The following is a 19,492-nucleotide window of genomic DNA, read 5'->3' as shown; positions in this document are numbered from 1 at the left end:
GTTTTTTTGTTAGAAAATTTCCATCAGTTTATCTAATTCTTCAAGCGTTAGTTCGTCATCTCCAAGATCGCTCGGGGTCAGTTCGCCTCCATCCAGCTCTAAGCAATGATCGATCAATTGCAGCAAATAAGTTTTAAAGCTTGCGGCGACAGCGGCGACGGTGCTTTCTTTGTATTCGAGTGAATGATAGGCAATTGACATTGTCAAAATGCCGTTTTCGATATAGCCGACGATGTCTAGCGCATTCGGTTTTTCCGTTTCCGGGCTGAGCGGATCGCCGGACGGCAAAGCTGATCTCGTGAACAGACCCGAATCCGCCATCTCTGCAAACTGGCCCAAATAGTTAAAGCTGATATCATGCTTGATCGGCTGCGCCTTTTTGCCTTCTTCGGTCAAATAGCGATAAATGCCATAGCCGATTCCTTTATTCGGAATGTGGCGCAACTCTTCTTTGATCTGTTTGATTTGATAGCCGATATCTTCGGAATGGCGCAGTTGAATCAGCGCCGGGAACTGGCTTGTAAACCAGCCGACCGTCCGGGAAATATTCAAGCCTTCCATGATGTCCTCCCGGCCGTGTCCCTCCAAGCAGATGATAAAGTCTTCCTGCCCGGTCCACTCTTTCAGCGCCAAGCCCAACGCCGTAAGCAAAATGTCGTTCATTTCCGTGTTATATGCTTCATGAACTTTTGTCATCAACTGTTCTGTTTCTTCTTTCGAGAGAGAAAACTCAGCCGTTTTCGTATGGTGCATCCGTTTGTCCTCTGCTTCATCATCTTTAGGGAGCGATGCCGTCTCCGCCTTCTCGACTTCCTGCCAATAGCCGATTTCTTTCGCGAAAGCTTTTGACCTTGCGTATTCTTTCAGGCGAGCCGCATATTCAGCAAAAGAGTGCGTCTTTTCTTGAAGAATGATCGGCTCCCCTTTTTCAGCTTGGGCGTACCCGGCGGCGAAATCCTCAAGGAGGATTCTCCATGAAATTCCGTCCACAACGAGATGATGAATGACGATGAGAAGATGATCGCCTTGATCCGTCTCAAAGATCGCCGCTTTCAAAAGCGGGCCTTCGGTTAAATTGATACTGCTTTGAATCCGGTTTGATTCCTTTAACACGGCAGCTTCAAGTTCAGCACCCGATTCATTGAAGCGGATGACTTCAGGACGAACCGCTGTTTCTTCCAGCCCTCTGTTGTACTGAACAATCCCGTCTCCATTTCGCTGATAAACCATGCGAAGTGCATCATGGTGTTCGATCATCTTGGTTAAAGCCTTGCCTGCCGCTTCCGGGTCAAACCCTGAAGGGGCGTGAAGCATAACTGATTGGTTCCAATGATGCTCGTTCGTAAATTTGCGCTCAAAGAACCAGCGCTGGATCGGCGTCAGTGTGACTTCGCCTTCGACAGGGTTCTGATCGATCGGCTGATCGTCAGCCGCTTGAACATAAGCACTGAGCTCCCCGATCGTCGGGTGCTGAAACAAGTCCTTCATCTCCAGCTTCCAACCGTGCTGCTGAAGGCGGCTTGCCATTTGAATTCCTTTGATCGAGTCCCCGCCGAGCGCGAAGAAATTGTCCGTGACTCCGATTCGGTCTATGCCGAGAACATCCTGCCAAATGTCCGCCAACAGCTGTTCCGTTTCTGTGCGCGGCGCTTTGTATTCGGCTGTCTGCGCTTCGACGTCAGGCTGAGGCAGCGCCCTTCGGTCGACTTTTCCGTTCGCCGTAACCGGAAGCTCATCAAGCTGCACCCAATACGCCGGTACCATGTAGTCCGGAAGCGTCTGCCCCAGCTTACGGGCGAGGCTTTCTGTATCAAGCTGTTCGTCCGCAACGACATAGCCGCACAGCGCTTTGTTGCCGTAGGCGTCTTCGATGTCGGTGACGACTGCTTCCTGAACTTCAGAGAGCCGCGCGAGCTGGACTTCAATTTCAGAAAGCTCGATCCGGAAGCCGCGGATTTTCACCTGCTGGTCGATCCGGCCGATGTACTCAAGCCGCCCGTCTTCCAGCCATTTGACCGCATCCCCTGTCCGGTACATGCGCTCGCCCGGCACAAACGGGTCTTCCGTAAAACGCTTCGCCGTTTCCTCCGGCTTGTTCAGATAGCCGCGCGCAAGCCCGCGGCCGGCGATGCACAGCTCGCCAGCGACGCCGACAGGCTGAACTTCGTTGTTTTGTCCAAGCACATACGCCCGCGTATTAGCAATCGGCTTTCCGATCGAAAGCATGCCTTCATCAGGATCGATTGCTGTGCTCGTCGCAACGACTGTGTTTTCCGTCGGCCCATAGTTGTTGACGAGCGTGTAGTTCCGTTTTTCGATCCGCTTCAGCTTGTCTCCGCCCGTAAGCAGCACGCGCAGCGACTGGTTGTCGAGCTCCATGAACTGTTCGCACAGCTGTGTCGGCAGGAACGTGATCGTTATTCCGTTCTCTTCGAAATATTCATTCAAACGCGTAATGTCCATCCGGATCGCTTCATCAATGATATGAAGCTCCGCTCCGGCGATCCAGTACGGGAACATCTCCCAGACGGAAGCGTCAAAGCCGAAGCCGGCATATTTCGCGCTTTTGTCCTGTTCGGTGACCGCGAATGCATCGTTATGCCAATAGCACAAGTTCACGAGCGATTGATGTTCGACCATGACGCCTTTCGGCTGGCCTGTCGTGCCCGATGTGTAAATCAAGTATGCCAGGTTGTTTGGCTGTGTACCTGCCTGCGGGTTCACTTCATCATCATTTGTGATTTCTTCGCTCAGCATCGAATCGAGAAGAAGCGTTTCACCGCTGAATTCTTCAGGTACGGCTAAGTTTGTTTGCGTCAGAAGCAGTTCTGCACCGCTGTCTTTCAGTACGTATCCGATCCGCTCGGCCGGATAGCCGGGATCGATCGGTACATAGGCCGCTCCCGCTTTCAAAATCGCAAGTACGCCGGCCGCCATTTCCAGCGAAGGCTTCACCATGATTCCGACCCGCTGCTCAGGACCGGCTCCTTTTTCAATCAGCAGGCGGGCCAGACGGTTGGCGCGCGCGTTCAGCTCTTTGTACGTCCACTTCACGCCGTTGTACACCGCTGCCCCGCGGTCAGGAGTGCGGAGGACTTGCGCTTCGAACAGCTCATGGACCGTTTTGTCCTGCGGCACAGCGAGCTTCGTCTCATTCCACTTTTGGACGATCCGCCGTTTTTCCGCTTCATCCAGAAGCGAAAGGTCTGAAAGACTTGCATCCGGGGTTTCGGCAACCGCTTCGAGCAGGTTGACCCAGTACCCGCTCCAGCGTTTGATCGATTCGCGCTTAAAGAGATCTGTATTGTATTCCATTTCAAAAACGAGAAGTCCGTCTTCTTCCGCCGCTGTCAACGTCAGATCAAATTTCGCAGTCTGATGGGCAAAATCATACGGTTTAAGTGTGACTCCTTCCATTGACAAGTCTTTCAAATCGGCATTTTGCATTGAAAAGACGGCATCAAATAACGGGTTTCGGCTCATGTCGCGCTGGATGTTCAGCTTCTCGATCAGTTCTTCAAACGGGTAATCTTGATGCTCAAATGCGCCGAGCGTCGTTTCTTTTACTTCCTCAAGGAATGCAGAAAACGGCTTGTCTCCTTCAGGACGCGTTCTTATCGCAAGCGTATTGACAAACATGCCGATGATACGGCTCAAATCTGCATGCGGCCTCCCGGCAGCCGGAGAGCCGAAAATGACCTCGCTCTGTCCACTCAGTTTCGATAAAAACGTACTGTATGAGGCAGCGAGCACCATGTATAAAGTGCTTTCCGTTTCCTTGGCCAGTCTTCTGAGCTGCTGGACAAGCTCCGGTTTCAGAGAAAAGCTGATACGGCTTCCTTCAAACGTTTGAACAGAAGGACGCGGATAGTCTGTCGGGAGCGTCAAAACAGGCAGTTCGCCGTCAAGCTCCTTGAGCCAGTATTCCTCCTGCATTTTGTGCCGTTCAGTGAGCAAGTGCTGCTGCCATACAGCATAGTCTTTATACTGAATCCTCAGCGGTTCAAGCGCCTCTCCCGCATAAAGCCTTGTCATCTCATCGATCAGCACGCTGACGGAAGCGCCGTCTGAAATGATATGATGCATATCGACAAGCAAAAGATGTTTTTCTTCCGTGACACGTATGATGCTCATTCTAAATAACGGAGCCTTTGTTAAATCAAACGGCCTGATGAACTCTTTAATCAGCTTTTCCGCTTCTTGTTCATCTGCATCGATGACATCAATGGTCAATTCCGCAGCTTCCCAAATCCGCTGAACAGGTTCGCCGTTCCTGATTTCAAACGTCGTGCGGAACGCTTCATGGCGCTTGATCAGCATTTGCGCGGCAGACTCCAGGCGCTTCAGGTCAAGCTTTCCTTCAAGTTGGAGAACGGCCGGCATGTTATAGCTTTTCTCAGCGCCTTCAATCTGCTGAAGAACGTACAGCCGTTTTTGCGCCGACGAAACGGGGTACGTTTCCCGGTCCGGCGCCGCTTCAATATAAACGGCAGATTTTTTCTCAGATTTTGCCGCCGCCTGGGCCAGGCTTTCGATTGTCGGCGCCTGGAACAAGTCTTTCAGCTGCAGGTCAACATTCATCTCTTGCTGGATGCGGGCGATGAGCGTCATTCCGAGTAAAGAGTGTCCGCCGAGTTCAAAAAAATTGTCATGCACACCGATTTTCGGTACATTGAGCACCTCCTGCCAAAGATCGGCAAGCTGCGCTTCTGTGCCGCTCCTTGGCGCCGTATATTCCTTTTGCGCGGCCTGCGCGATATCCGGTTCAGGCAGCGCCCTTCTGTCGATCTTTCCATTGCCTGTGAGCGGAAGCTCATCAAGCTGCATAAACACAGACGGGATCATATAGCCTGGCAGACCTTCTGCCGCATGTCGGCGAAGCTCTTGGCTCGAAAGCTCCTGATCAGCCGTAAAGTATGCACAGATCATTTGATCTCCCGCCCCGGTGTCAACAGCAAGAACAGCGGCTTCCTGAACCATGTCATGCGTTAGGAGATGATGCTCGATTTCGCCCAGCTCGATTCTCTGTCCGCGAATTTTGACCTGATGATCAATCCGACCGATAAATTCGAGGCATCCGTCGGCAAGCCATCTCGCCATATCACCCGTCCGGTAAATCTTTTCGCCGGTTTTGAACGGATGCGCCGTAAACTTTTCAGCCGTCAGTTCAGGGCGGTTAAAATAGCCGCGGACAAGGCCGTCTCCGCCGACGCATAATTCTCCCGCAACCCCTGCCGGCTGTACATTGCCGAATGAATCAAGAATCAGAACCTCCGTATTGCTGACAGGCTTTCCGATCGGTATAGCCTGCGCATCGTCCGGCACTTCATTGACTGGATGGTAGGTTGTAAAGACCGTGCTCTCAGACGGACCGTACATATGAAGCAGCCGCCCTCTGCCAACTGTCTTCAGGGCTCTTCTGACATGATCGACAGATGCACGTTCGCCGCCGAACAGAACCCTGCGGAGTCCCTTCAAACTGTCCGGCCGCATGTCTGTCAGCAGATTGAATAATGCGGTCGTGATCATTAAAATCGTAATCTTTTCTTTTTCGAGTACATGTGCGAGCCGGCTCATATCAAGAATCGTGTCTTTTGGAGCTATCACCAGCTTGGCGCCGTTCAGCAATGAACCGAACACATCAAACATAAAGGCGTCGAACACATAATTTGAAATCGAAAGAACGATATCGGATTCCATCACTTCCAAGTAATTCGCGTTTTTTACAGTACGCAAAATATTCCGGTGAGAGACCATATTGCCCTTCGGCGTCCCTGTCGTTCCAGATGTGTACGTTAGATTTGCCATTGCTTCCGGAGAAATCGGAAGGCGCAAATCAGACGCATCTCCCATATAAAGGTTTTCATCCTCAACAAATAGGATGTCGCCGCCAAATTCCGCCGCCTCAGCGAGCGGCTTCATCGCCTTTTGCGTTAAAAGAACCGCCGCTCCGCTGTCCTTGAAGAAATGTTGCACACGCTTTTCCGGATGATCGGGATCGATCGGCACATAAGCCCCGCCGGCTTTCAGCACAGCGAGAATGCCGATGACCATTTCAGCCGACCTGGCCGTAAGAATGGCCGCCGTCGTGCCGGCTTGCACGCCACTTTCGCGGAGGCGCCTTGCCAATTGGTTCGCTTTCCGATTGAGCTCATCATATGACCATACTTTGTCTTCAAATTGCAGGGCGGGATAACCGCCTCTTTCTGCAGCCTGTTCCTCGAATAGCTGAACGATCGTTTTCTCCCGCGGATAATCGCTTGTCGCGGGGTTGAACGCGACGAGCTGGCGATTCGTTTCTTCTTCTGTCAAAAGGCTGTACTCGCCGATCCTGAGCATCGGATCAGCCGCCATGTCCTCCAGAAGGTTCAAGTATGCTTTCAGCATCCTTTCAGCCGTATCTTTTTTAAACAGCTTCGTGCTGTAATCCAAATCGAGTATCAATTCTCCCTGCTCTTCTTTTGCCTGCAGCGTCAAGTCGAATTTTGCAATATTGAAGTTCGTTTCATAAATCGAGAGGTGCAAATCGCCGAGCAGCGGAATGTCTTCCCATGCATTCTGCAAAATAAACATCGTGTCAAAGATGGGATGACGGCTTAAATCGCGCGATGCGCCAAACTTCTCCGCAAGCCGCTCAAACGGATAATCCTGATGCTCAAAAGCATCGATTACCGTTTTCTTTACATCATTCAGGAAGTCTGCGAACGTTCTGCCCGGGTCCACTTTTGAACGGATCGCCAGCGTATTGACAAACATGCCGATGATTCCTTCCAGATCGGAATGTCTGCGGCCGGCCGCCGGCGTCCCGACGATCACATCTTCCTGCCCGGAGTACTTTGCAAGAAGCATGTTGTACGCAGACAGCATGACCATGTACAATGTCGCGCCGTTTTGCTCTGCCAGCACGGCTAATTTTTCTTTCAGGTCTTTTGGCAGGACTGCGGATACCCTGTCTCCTTCAAAGCTTTGAACAGGCGGCCTCGGCTCGTCCGTCATCAGCTGCAGTACGGGAAGCTCGCCGGCAAACATGCTTTCCCAATAGGCCTCTTCTTTTTGAAAGCCTTCTTGTGCCTGCGCCCTTTGCCAGAAGGCATAATCTTTGTAATGCAAACGCAGCTCCGGCAATTCCTCCCCGTTATACAGCGCGGCCAGTTCATTCAATATGATCGAAATCGACACGCCGTCAGATACGAGATGATGCATATCGAACAACAGCAGATGTCTGCCGTCTGCAAGGCTGACGAGACCCGCTCTCATCAGCGGAGCTTTGGCGAGATCAAAGCGGCGGACAAATGATTTCGCGATTTGTTCGATCGGCTTGCCTTCCGCCTTAACCTTCTCAATCTTGAACTGAACCCTTTGATGAACGGTCTGCCTCGGCTCGCCATCCACAACTGTAAACGAAGTACGCAGCGCCTCATGCCTATCAATCAGTTTTTGAAAAGCAGCTTCAAGGCGCCCAGAGTCAAGAGTGCCTTCAAGCATCGCCGCGGCCGGCATATTGTAGCCGACACCCTCCAGCTGGCTGACGATATAGATTCGCTGCTGCGCCAATGAAAGAGGATAATCGTCACTTTCCGGCGCCGGTTCAATTACCGCGAATCCGTCTTTCTCGGCTTCAGAAACAAAGCCGCTCAGCGCCGCTACTGTCGGCTTTTCAAATAGGACTTGCAACGGAACTTCGACTCCGAAAGCTTTATGAATTTTTGCCAGCATGGTCATCGCTTTGAGAGAGTGGCCGCCCAGATCAAAAAACTGGTCGTGGATTCCGACTTGTTCAGCTCCGAGCACTTCCTGCCATATACCCACCATTTTTTCTTCACATTCATTTCTCGGCGCCGCATATTCTGCAGTCCCGCTGACAGACACCTCATGGCGAAGCAGCGCTTTCCGGTCGACTTTTCCGCTTGCCGTCAGCGGTATTTCATTAAGCTCGACAAAGCAGGAAGGGATCATATAATCAGGCAGGTGTTTGGATAAGTGCTCCCTCAGTCCCTGAATGTGAATCTTTCCGCCTTGTTTCGGAACGACATAAGCGCAAACCTCAAGGCTGCCGCCGGTTTCATGCCGCGCGAGGACAACTGCTTTTTCGACAGCAGGGGCTCCTTGCAGCACCGACTCTATCTCGCCAAGCTCGATCCGGAAGCCGCGGATTTTCACTTGATCGTCTCTTCGGCCGATAAAATCAACTGTACCGTCAGGAAGCCAACGTGCAGTATCCCCTGTTCGATACATGAGACCTCCGGATACAAACGGGTCTTTCAAGAACCTGTCTCTGGTCATGTCAGGCAAGTTCAAATAGCCTCGCCCGACTCCGTCTCCTGCAATATACAATTCCCCTTCGACGCCATCAGGAAGGAGTGCGCCGTTTTCATCCAAAATATAAAAACGGTTATTTCCTATCGGCCGGCCAATCGGTACATAGGCCGTATCGTATTGAAGATCTGTGCGGTTTGTAATCGTAAAAGAAGAGGCATCCACACAAGTTTCCGTCGGTCCGTAAACATTCGTAACAGCAGGCACGGATTCAGCTGTTTCTGCAAATAACTGAAGCAGCCTTTCCGTCGCAACCCTTGATAAAGCCTCTCCTCCAACAAGCATATGCCTCAATTTGACGCCTGAAAGATCATCAGCCGCAGCCAAAAGCTGCAAATGTGCCGGTGTACCGTCTGTCACATCGATTTGATGCCGGCGGTAATAATCCGATAAAGCGCGTCCGTCGGAAACCGTCTTTTTCGGTACGATGTACAACGTTTGCCCGAGCAATAGAGACGTAAAAATCTGCTGAACGGAAGCATCAAAATGAAATGGAGCCAGAAGCGCCAGTTTCAAATCATCCTGATCGTATGTACCAACGGCCTGTTGAAGTCCTCTGACAAGGTGGTGGACCTGCCTGTGTTCAATCATGACGCCTTTTGGACGGCCCGTTGTACCGGAAGTATAAATGATGTATGCAAGGTGCCCGGCGCCTGCCGCTGAAGACGGATAGCCGTTTTCCCGCGATTCAGAAAGCGCTTCGCTGAACTGCACCGTTTCAGCCGTTTCAAAAGTCAGCCCGCTGTCTGTGATAACCGCTTTCGCCTTTGAATCCTCCAGCATAAAACGGATTCTTTCTTCCGGAAATCCAGGATCGATCGGTACATAAGCTCCGCCGGCTTTCAAAACGCCCATCATCGCCGTGATGACCCGCTCTGACCGCTCCATCACTATCGCAGCCGGAGCATCAGGCCCGATGCCTCTTCTCCGAAGCGCCATTGCCAAGCGGCTCGATTGTTCATTCAACTCCCGGTACGAAAGTTTTTGTCCTTCATATACAACCGCTGTTTTTTCGGGATGATCGGCTGCTTTTTGTTCAAATAAACCGTGCAGGGTCATGTTCTTGTCATATGCAATGGTTTGGCTTGATGCACGCTTTAACAGCCGCTCTTTTTCAAAAGCGGGAACAATCTCCAGTTCAGCGATTGTTTTTTGCGGAGACAGCAGGGCATCTTCAAGCAGCGTCATCAGCCGTTCATATAACACGGCCATTTCTTCCGAAGTAAAAAGCTCCTCCCTGTAATCAAAATCAATCGCAAGCGTCCCGGTATCCCATCTCTCTTTCACATGAATGGAAATATCGTTTACTTCACTGCCGCTGAAAATCGGCTCGGTAAGAAACGACACCGTTTCTTTTTGCTGCCATTGCATAACCTGATATTCCAGTGAGACGGCGAACAATTTGCTGACATGCGGCTGTCTTTCCCGCAAATCATTAATCAGCAGATTGTACGGATACTTTTGATGCCGAATGATTTTCAGCTGGTCCTTCATTCTTTCCTGCACAAATGCACTAAAGTCTTGGTGTACTTCAATGGAGGCTTTCATCGGAATCGTCGACACAAACATCCCGAGCATCTGTTTTTCTTTTGCATTTGTCCGGTTACCCATAAATGTTCCGAGAACGACGTCTTTTTGTCCGGTTACCCGGTGCATATAGATGTGCAGAATGGATAGGAACAGGGAGAGTACACTGATGTTGTGTTCATTACAATACGTTTGAATTTTTTTATACAGGTCAGGGGAAATCTCTTTTGAAAAGCGGGCTGCATCCAATTGGATCTGATACGTATCGCTCGCTTTTAACGATACGGGCTCCGGAATCGCTTCATATTGTGCGTTCCAATATGCTTTATCCTTCTGGAAACGCTTCGAATTTTCATACTCCAATTCGCTCTGGATATGTTCCGTAAATGATGACTGTACAGGTTCAAGGTCGGTTTCCCCTTTGGCAAGCTTCAAATAAATATCTGTAATCCGGTTGCCTAGGATCGTCATAGAAATGCCGTCGGAAATGATATGATGAACTTTTGCAAAAAACCAGCTTTCTTCTTCACTAATGCGAACAACGGCAAATTTAAACAGCGGACTGTCATACAAAGGCAGGGGCCGGCGCGCCTCAGCTTGTCCCCATTTAAGAACGCCGTCTGCTCCTCCGCTTTCTGAAGCATCAAAATATTCAATTTGGAAAGGTTCGTCTTCCGCTATATACTGCTTCGGCTCATCCTCTCCTTCAAACATCAGCCTGAATCGCATCGTGTCATTCGTACGAACAAACTTGCGAATCGCTTCAGTCAATAACCCGGAATCGATTCCGGATGCAGATTTTAATTTTCCAAAGCCGCTCAAATTTGAAACACTTGTACCGGGATAGAACTTTTCCGTGTACCAAATTCGCCTTTGAGCATGTGTCAGCGGGTAAAATGTGTTTCCCATTCTTTATTCCTCCTTTATCTCTTGTTATGTATGACGATGCGAACAGCCAAGCCGCAATGCAATGTTGCGGTTTTGCGATGAGCGAAAAACGCTGTCACAGATTTGTCGTTTCCAATAAAACATTATATTGGAAATAAAAAGAAAAGAGCCCGCCCGAATAAAAACGGGCGAACTCCCTGTTTATTCGGCAACCTGTCAACCGTAGCACCGTCAGCACCTTAGGCCATGGCTTTGCGTCCCTGCGTTTCCGCAGGTTTGCCTTTATCTGCTTTTCTTGATATAAATTCATTTTCTGCTCACAGTTCACTTTAAATGAAAATTTTGTTTTTTTCACCGAAAAATAGGTGAAAAGTTTCATGCGGGATACCGAATGTTGTACATGAATGTTAATGCGCGATCCCGAAATTGACAAAAAAATATGCGGGAAAACGAAAAAAATCGTTTAAACCCGCAAAAAATTCCAAATCTTAGATAAAGAGTATATTAAAATATTAAAAAAACAGCATGGACTTCATAAATAAATCATGAAGGTCTGTTAAAGCTTCGGCGCTTCCTTTTACAATGTTCATTCAATTAAAACGTTTCTTTTACCAGGCCGTTTAAACTGACGAGAAAAGACAAACCGGCTTGCGAAAACATTGAAGCAGAATGTTAAATTTGCTGAACTGTCTCATTCTGAACGGTATCTTGAAATACTTCCGATGCTCCATACAAAAAAGCAGGCTGAGTTTCGCCTGCTACATGGTTTTTGAGAGCCCGATCGTCCGTTCGATGATGATCAGCGCAATCACTGAAACCGTGATAAAAATAACCGAAATCGCATGAACGCTCGGATCAAATGTCTGGTCAATATAGCTGAATGTACGAACCGGTACAGGCGTGACAGCCGGTGAAGAAACAAACAGACTGATTGATATTTCTCCGAATGACGTTACAGAGGCAAAAACGGCTCCCGCAATGATTCCCGGTTTAATAAGCGGCAAGATGACATGAAAAAAGGTATGCCAGGGACCTGCGCCGAGATTCATGGATGCCAGTTCAAGCTTCTGATCCACGTTTGCCATGCTGACTCCGACCGTCCGAACGACATACGGAAGGCTGATCAGCATATGCCCGGCGGCCAGCCCGGCAAACGTGCCGTTTACCCCAATCATTGTCAATAAATAGAGAAATGATACGCCTAATGCGATTTGGGGAATCATCAACGGCGATAAAACAAAAGCCTGAATCGCCTGTTTTCCCGGAAAGTTCAGCCGCGCCAATGCATAGGCTGCAACTGTTCCAAGGATCACCGCAAGATGCGTTACAACGAGAAGCAGCATAAAGCTGACCCAAATCGATTCCATCCAGCCGCTGCTGCTGAAAACTCCGGCAAACCAGCGCAGCGAGATGCCTGATGGCGGGAACTTCGGATATTCGTCCGGGCTGAATGCCGACAGTATGATCACGAAGACGGGCAGCGCCAAAAAGAAGTATACCAATAAACCCGCTGTCCAAACACACGCATCAATCCATTTTCCCCTGCGCATACGTCGCAATCGCCTACCCATTTATTCTCGCCTCCCAACGCTTTTGGAAAATGCCAAGGATTCCAATAACCACGCTGACAACGGCTAATAAAGTAATCGACATTGCGGCTGCAAGAGGAAGATGAAAGACTTGCATGACCTGCTGATAGATGGACAACGGCAGGAGCGGCTGCATCCTTCCCCCGACGAGAAGAGGCGTAATATAGCTTCCGGCAGAAAGCGAAAACACGATCATTGCTCCTGTCAGCAATCCCGGAACCGTCATCGGCAAGGTAACGAAAAAAAATGTCCGCAGCCTGCCCGCTCCAAGGCTCATCGAAGCAAATTTAAGATCAGGTTTCACTTCGCTTAAAGAACTGGCAAGCGGCAGTACTGCAAACGGCAGCATAACCTGGACATATGCAATGATGACTGCGTTCATATTCCATAAAAGCGGCAGGGGCTTTTCAATCATCTTCATACTGATAAGCGCCTCGTTGACGATCCCGTTTTGCGAAAGCAGCACAATCCAGGAAAACGTCCGAATGACAACACTGGTCAATAAAGGGGAAACAAGCAAAATGTAAAACAAAGCCCGCAGCCTGCCGGTTGGCGCCTTAACGAGTAAATATGCCGCCGGATACGCCATCACAAGGCATAAAACAGTGGTCTTCAACGCCGTCCAAATTGTTATACCGATTGTTTTCAAATAAACGTCTGAAGAGAACACCTCGACATATTGAGAAAAACTATACGTATCGAGCGTATTCATCATAGCGTCCACGTCTCTGAAACTTAATAACAGCAGCAGAACAAGCGGCAAAACAAGAAAAACACCGAGAAATAAAAGGACAGGAACTAGCAAAAACCAATAAAACCGTTTTTGTTCAACAGCCCTCATCTGCATCCTCCTTAACATCCAGCGGAACAAAATCGCCCGGCTCCAAAGAAAGATACACTTGATCTCCCGCCTTCGGCAATCTAGGGAATTGAGGATCGGGCGCCTGAATGATCCATTCTCCTTTGAAAACAGCGGCTTTCAGCCTGAGATCATGCCCGGCGTAACTGACTTCGGTAATTGTTGCAGGCATTTCAATCAGCCTGTTCTTTTGCTTCTCGAAGGAGACTGAGATCCTCTCAGGCCGCACCATGAACAATACAGAAGTTTTTTTTGAGAGTTCCTGGTTGATTTCAAATGTCAGCGGAACGCCTTCATACACTTCGAAATCGACCGTTTCGTATCCATAGCCGCCCGATGAAGGCTGTATCTTCGACGCACGCGCTTTCAGTAAATTGACCTGTCCGATAAATTCGGCCACAAATTGATTGGCAGGCGTGCGGTACACGTCCAACGGAGTGCCGAGCTGCTGAAGCCTCCCGCATCCGAGAATTCCAATCCTGTCCGATAAGCTTAAAGCCTCCTCCTGGTCGTGCGTCACTAAAATCGTTGTAATGCCGACGCGCTTTTGGATGCTGCGCAGCTCCGTCTGCATTTCTTTTCGAAGTTTCGCATCCAGGTTGCTCAGCGGCTCGTCTAGCAAAAGCACAGACGGCTGAACGGCCAATGCCCGGGCAATCGCCACCCGCTGCTGCTGACCCCCGCTCAGCTGATGGGGCATGCGATTAGCAAACGCTTCAAGCCTGACAAGAGCGAGGCATTCCATCACCCGTTCTTCAATCTTGCGGCGGGGCCATTTTCGGACTTTCAAGCCGTATGCAACATTGTCAAAAACGCTGAGATGCGGGAATAAAGCATAATCCTGAAAAACCATTCCGATATGTCGGTCGTATGGCGGCAAATCAGTTACATCTCGTCCTCCTATATATACAAAACCTGACGTCGGTTCAAGGAACCCGGCAATAATATTCAGGAGCGTTGACTTTCCGCAGCCGCTCGGACCAAGGAGGGAGAAAAACTCCCCTTCTTTGACTTCAAGCTGTACGTCTTCCAATGCGATGGTGTTTCCGAAATGCCGGCTGACATGCCTAATCTGAATTGCGCTCATGTTTGTCACCTATTTTCCGCCAAGTACTTGATTCCAGCGATTTGTCCAATCGCCTAGATCTTTTGCCGCGACTTCATAGTCAACCCATTTTAAATTCCTGTAATAATCCTCCCCTACTTTGATCTTCCCTTTTAATTTATCGCTGTATTTCACTTTTTTATTGGCCATGCCGTAAAACGTTCTATCGGCAAAATCTCCTTGCACTTCTGGACTGAGCAGATGATTTAACAGCTTGTACGCATTATCCTGATTAGGACTTCCTTTCATTAAAGCCCAGCTTGCAACTGCTGCGACTGCACCTTCCTCGGGATATGCAAATCCCAGGTCAAGACCTGCATCCTGCAAAGAAAAAGCGCGGCCGTCCCAAAACGGAACAACCCATGCATCCCCACGTTCCAGAAGCGTTTGTATCGAGCCTGGATTATCGGGATAGGCCGTTATGTTGTTCTTTAAATCAGCCAAGCTGTTGAACGCTTTATCCACGTCTTTCCCGTTTGACTCCAGGCCGCCCTGGGCATTGATTAATCCTACAAAAAACTGAAGCCCCGCCGAATAAGCCGGCGATGATATGGCGACATGACCTTTATAGCTGCTGTTCCAAAGATCCGTCCAGCGCTTAGGCTCCTGTGGTACAAGATCCTTTCGGTAGACAATTCCAAGCTGTCCCATACTGAAACCGGCCGCATACTGCTTTCCATCATCGGTGAAGCGTTTCTGAACAGAGTGGTACAGATCGCGGACATTCGGAACCTTTTCCTGATCGATCGGTGCCAGCAATCCCGCCGACTGCGCTCTGTGAATCGTGTCCGGCTGCAGAATTAAGAGATCATAGGGAGCATTTCTGCCATTCGATGCCTTGAGTTTTGTGAACCACTCAGAGTCTGTCCCTGCGACAACTTTGACCTTCAGTCCTGTTTCTTTTTCAAAAGATTCGAGGCTCGGCTTGATATGTTTTTCCCAATCGCCCCCATAGACGCCGATAACGACTGTATCTGATTGTTTGCTTTCCTGACTTCCGTTTCCGCCGCATCCCGAAAGGAGGAGCACCGCTGCAAGAGACAGAATAAATAAAGCAGAAATTTTACTTTTCATTGTCATCTCACCATTCCCGTGTTATTTTTTCCAGCCAGTTTTTCCACAGCGGCCGCAACTTCGCTTTTACTGATCGGACCGTTATGTTCTTTTGAGAAATAACGATGGACTAAATGTTTAACATGTGACCTTTGATGAGCCGGAAGCTGTCGCAGAAGCCGGGCCAATGTGCTGCTGGCTTCTTCTGTCCAGCACCGTTCGTATTCTTCTCTGGCGATTCCGAAATCCCATTGTTTCCGATGTTCGCCTGCTTTCTTTTTTCTGATTTCAGCTGTTTCTTCCAGATCAATAATGAAGGAGCCAGCGCCGTTTTCTTTTACAGCAACGCCGTATTGATGATATGCCGCTTCCGGGCTCAGCAAGCCCGCTTCAACTTCTCCTAAAATCGATTCAGCTTCCCGGCGGAAGGGATTTCCCCAGCCTCCGCCGCCTGGTGAATGAATGCTGATAACATCCCCTTTATTGAGCTTTAGAACATCGATCTTCGACATCGTTTTCTCCTGAGGCTGATCAGGATAAAGGCGCACCCGCCCGAGCGCTCCTGCCGTTCCCCCGGCGAGCCCCCACGGATGAAAACGCATCCTCTCCATCCCTCTTGCGGTCACAATTGATTCTGGTGCCGCCGCTTCAAACTCCAGCCCGATTGCATGGCCTCCCCTGTGAAAACCGGCTCCGGCTGTATTTTTGATCAATTCATAGCGGCGAACATGGATGTCGATGTGCTGTTCAAGGCTTTCAATCGGCGTATTTTTCAAAAATCCGGAGGCATGGTCAATTCCATCTGCTCCGTCCATGTCATGCTGGCCGCCTCCTCCGCCTCCCATCGGTTCGACCACCGACATCTTCCTGCTGCCAGTTGATTCATCGGGAACCGACAGTACGACAATCGCTGACTGACCGGCGCCTGCTGCAGGCACGGCTTTCGGAAGCGCCTTTGCCAATGCGCCCAGTACAGCATTATAAAGTCTCATCGTGATCGAATGACGAATGCCGACCGCCGCAGGATATTCCGGATGAACCAGCGTACCCTTTGGAGCGATAACTTGGATCGGCCGTGTCAGCCCCCCGTTAATCGGAATATACGGGTCTTCACTTATGATATAGTTGATCAGGCCCTGATATAGAAATGAATGTTTGCTTCCATTGGTGACAAGGTTAAATGCGGTCTTCACCTGAGGATCACAGTCTGAAAAGTCCAATGTGATCTCCCCTCCCGAGACGTTTGCCGTAACAGCCAAGCGGATCGGAACGTCAGAAACCATATCGTCATCAAGATAATCTGAAAAACTGTATGAACCTTCCGGAATCCTGCTGATTACCCGTCCGGCTCTCATCGCGGCTTGTTCGAGCAAATCATCCATTCCTTGTTGGACCGCTTCTTTTCCAAACTTTCCGACCATTTCTGTCAATCGATTCTCCGCCGTATTGACCGCGGCCACCATCGCATGAATATCCCCTTCATTTAAGTCGGGAACCCTGCTGTTTGCCCGCAAAACCTTCAATATATCGCGATTTTCTCTCCCCTTTTTGTAAATCCTTGCCGGCGGTATTCTCAGGCCTTCCTGATGGATGTCTGTCGCGGTCGGCGAAATGCTTGCCGGGACAAGGCCGCCGACATCGCTGCAATGGACAAAGCACCACGCGTAACTGATTATCTCGCCCTCCAAGAAAATCGGCTTCACCACATGAATATCAGGCAAGTGGGTCGCCAATCCGTCCGTTGTATAAGGATCGTTTGTGAGGATAATATCTCCCGGTTCAAATGGGCCGCTTTCTTCGATGACCCGTTTTAATGAAAGCCCTAAAAAAATCGTGACGCCGACCGTTTTCGGATAAACGAAAAACTCCCCTTCCGGCGTCGCAAGCGCAGTAGCGAAATCAGCCGATTCTTTTACAAATGTGGTAAAGGACGTCCGTTCAATAACGTGCCCCATTCCCGCGGCTATCGCGTTAAAGTAGCTTCTCATCATTTCCAGCCGGGCAGGATCTGTGCGCATGGTCAGCTCTCCTTCCGTTCAATGATCAAATTTCCGGCATGATCGGTTTTCCCGCTCCAATTTGGCAAAATCAGCGTCGTTGTATCGTCCTGCTCAACAATGGCCGGCCCATCTATTCTCTGCCCGCTCCTTAAATCTGGACGGCGGTATACGGAGGCTTGATATGTACCGCCTTTCATGATGATCTTTCTTTGGCTGACAGGTTCAGCTTCGGGCAGATTACTTTGACATCCTTTTCCGCCTGGCGGTTTCGGCGTCTTGCCTATAATGCGGACGCGCATATTCATCAATTCAATGCTTGCTTTCCCATCGCTGTGTCCATATTGCTTCCCATGTAAGAGATGAAAGGAGTCTGCGATTTCACTCGTACTTTCGCCTTCCAGCCATTCCGGTGAAACAGGGAGCTCAATTTCATACGCCTGACCTTTATAACGGGCATCAAGCAAGTAAAGAAGAGAGGCTTCAGTCACCATGTCCGCCCGTTGTTTCCGCAGCCATGTTTCCGCCTGTTCTTGCAGCCTCATAAACTCCACTTTTAACTCAGCCGTTTTTATTTGCTCAAGCAGCACCTGTCTTGAACATACAGCATCGTAGATAAAATCAGCCGTCAGTGCGCCCAAAGCCGATAGAGTTCCCGGATGCGGCGGGATCAGCACATTTTTGGCCTGAATTTCCTCAGCCAAAAAATTAGCAGTAACCGGGCCTGCGCCTCCAAAAGCCATAAGGCTGAATTCACGCGGGTCAAACCCGTGTTGCTCCATGACATTGCTTAGTTCCGTGTACATATTGGCAAGCGCAACTTGAATCATCTTATCCGCGGCTTGCTCCACATCTGTGCCTAAATACTCGGCAACCGGGAGGAGCGCTTTTTCGGCTCTTTCCCGGTACAGTTTCATATTTCCTGCTGCAAACCTGTTTGGGTTTAAATAATGACATATAAGAAACGCATCTGTAAGTGCGGCCTTTGTTCCTTTTCCGTAACAGGCCGGCCCCGGATCAGAGCCAACTGACTCCGGCCCTACTTTCAAGAGACCGCCGCTGTCAATCCATGCCACCGATCCTCCGCCGGCACCGATCGAATACATTGCTACAGATGGAATCGCAATCGGAAATCCCGAGATTTGATTTGACTGGGTAAAGGTCGGCTCTCCTTTTTCAACAATCGAAATATCTGCGCTGGTTCCTCCGACATCAAAGGTGATGATATTGGCCTCGCCGGCGGCTTCCGCCGTTCTGATGGATCCTATGACCCCCGCTGCCGGTCCGGAAAAAAGCGTTTTGACAGGTGCCTCGGCAGCCGATTCAATGTCCATCAGTCCTCCGTTGGACTGGGTGATAAACGGCTGCGCCGATATTCCTTCCTGGACAAGCCTCTCTTTCAGCGTTCCAAAGTAGTGATGGATATTCGGTTTGATGTATAGATTCGCGACGGACATAACCGTTCGTTCGTATTCTCTCATTTGCGGCCAAAGCTCCGCAGACGTTGCCACCTCAAGCTCGGGCGCTATTTGCCTGATCCGTTCGGCAGCCTGGCGTTCATGGAGCGGATTCCGATAGCTGTGCAAAAAAGAAACAACGATTCCTTTTAAGCCTTTTCTTAAAGCTTGTCCAACCGCCTCATCGATATCTTCCATATGAAGCGGCAGCTTTTCAGAGCCGTCATAAAGCATTCTTTCTTGAATGGGAAACACGTTTTTCCGAGGAATGAGGGGCTCCGGCATTCTAGATCTAAAATCGTAGGGTACCGGAAGCCGGAGACGCTGAAGCGAAAGAATATCACGGAAACCTTCGGTTACGAATAAAGCAATATCAGCCCCTTTGCGTTGTAATAATGTGTTCAAACCGATTGTCATGCCGTGTACAAAGTGATGAATTTCTGAAGGCTGGACACCCCGAGTTTTCAAGAGAGCCAAGCCGTTGATGATTCCTCGGGCCGGATCTTCGGGAACGGTCGGCGTTTTAACTGCGGTCATGCTTCCGTCCGCCGGATTTAACAATGTAAGATCGGTAAAAGTTCCTCCAATATCAATTCCAAGCCGGTAACCTTCTTCATTCAATCCCGATCTCCCCTTTTAAAAATATCCTTTTTTTAAAATATTTTACTATCATACTAATCAAGCATGAGAAAGTAGTCAAT

General features: G+C 49.7%; 7 protein-coding genes and 1 riboswitch. All 7 genes read right to left on the bottom strand.

The window, feature by feature from the left end:
• Positions 1-9: 9 nt before the first annotated feature.
• Complete coding sequence (licA, locus tag TRNA_RS23485) at positions 10-10,752, bottom strand: lichenysin non-ribosomal peptide synthetase LicA (RefSeq protein ID WP_011197536.1); 10,743 nt, start codon at positions 10,750-10,752, stop codon at positions 10-12.
• Positions 10,753-10,935: 183 nt separating this feature from the next.
• Positions 10,936-11,022, bottom strand: a riboswitch (cyclic di-GMP riboswitch).
• 467 nt (positions 11,023-11,489) lie between these two features.
• Positions 11,490-12,302, bottom strand: a complete 813-nt coding sequence (locus TRNA_RS23475; protein ID WP_011197535.1) for an ABC transporter permease — start codon at positions 12,300-12,302, stop codon at positions 11,490-11,492.
• On the bottom strand, positions 12,295-13,161 hold the full coding sequence (locus tag TRNA_RS23470) for an ABC transporter permease (RefSeq protein WP_003178827.1): 867 nt from the start codon (positions 13,159-13,161) through the stop codon (positions 12,295-12,297). The genes TRNA_RS23475 and TRNA_RS23470 overlap by 8 nt, the downstream gene beginning before the upstream one ends.
• Positions 13,148-14,266: an ABC transporter ATP-binding protein gene (locus TRNA_RS23465; RefSeq protein WP_009330233.1), complete on the bottom strand. Its 1,119-nt coding sequence runs from the start codon at positions 14,264-14,266 to the stop codon at positions 13,148-13,150. Before TRNA_RS23465 ends, TRNA_RS23470 begins: the two co-directional genes overlap by 14 nt.
• Before the next feature lie 9 nt (positions 14,267-14,275).
• A complete protein-coding gene (locus TRNA_RS23460; RefSeq protein ID WP_003178823.1) occupies positions 14,276-15,358 on the bottom strand; it encodes an ABC transporter substrate-binding protein in 1,083 nt (360 codons plus the stop codon).
• Positions 15,359-15,360: 2 nt separating this feature from the next.
• Positions 15,361-17,355, bottom strand: coding sequence for a hydantoinase B/oxoprolinase family protein (locus TRNA_RS23455; RefSeq protein ID WP_003178822.1), 1,995 nt, complete (start codon positions 17,353-17,355; stop codon positions 15,361-15,363).
• 2 nt (positions 17,356-17,357) lie between these two features.
• Complete coding sequence (locus tag TRNA_RS23450) at positions 17,358-19,412, bottom strand: hydantoinase/oxoprolinase family protein (protein ID WP_011197534.1); 2,055 nt, start codon at positions 19,410-19,412, stop codon at positions 17,358-17,360.
• Positions 19,413-19,492: the final 80 nt, after the last annotated feature.

Source organism: Bacillus licheniformis DSM 13 = ATCC 14580 (assembly GCF_000011645.1).
GTDB lineage: Bacteria > Bacillota > Bacilli > Bacillales > Bacillaceae > Bacillus > Bacillus licheniformis.
This window is presented reverse-complemented; position numbering and strand designations above follow the sequence as displayed.

Bases quoted from the DNA above. Each gene is read 5' to 3' on its own strand.
- TRNA_RS23455 (WP_003178822.1), bottom strand. From the start codon at position 17,355: ATGCGCACAGATCCTGCCCGGCTGGAAATGATGAGAAGCTACTTTAAC.
- licA (WP_011197536.1), bottom strand. From the start codon at position 10,752: ATGGGAAACACATTTTACCCGCTGACACATGCTCAAAGGCGAATTTGG.
- TRNA_RS23465 (WP_009330233.1), bottom strand. From the start codon at position 14,266: ATGAGCGCAATTCAGATTAGGCATGTCAGCCGGCATTTCGGAAACACC.
- TRNA_RS23460 (WP_003178823.1), bottom strand. From the start codon at position 15,358: ATGAAAAGTAAAATTTCTGCTTTATTTATTCTGTCTCTTGCAGCGGTG.
- TRNA_RS23475 (WP_011197535.1), bottom strand. From the start codon at position 12,302: ATGGGTAGGCGATTGCGACGTATGCGCAGGGGAAAATGGATTGATGCG.
- TRNA_RS23470 (WP_003178827.1), bottom strand. From the start codon at position 13,161: ATGAGGGCTGTTGAACAAAAACGGTTTTATTGGTTTTTGCTAGTTCCT.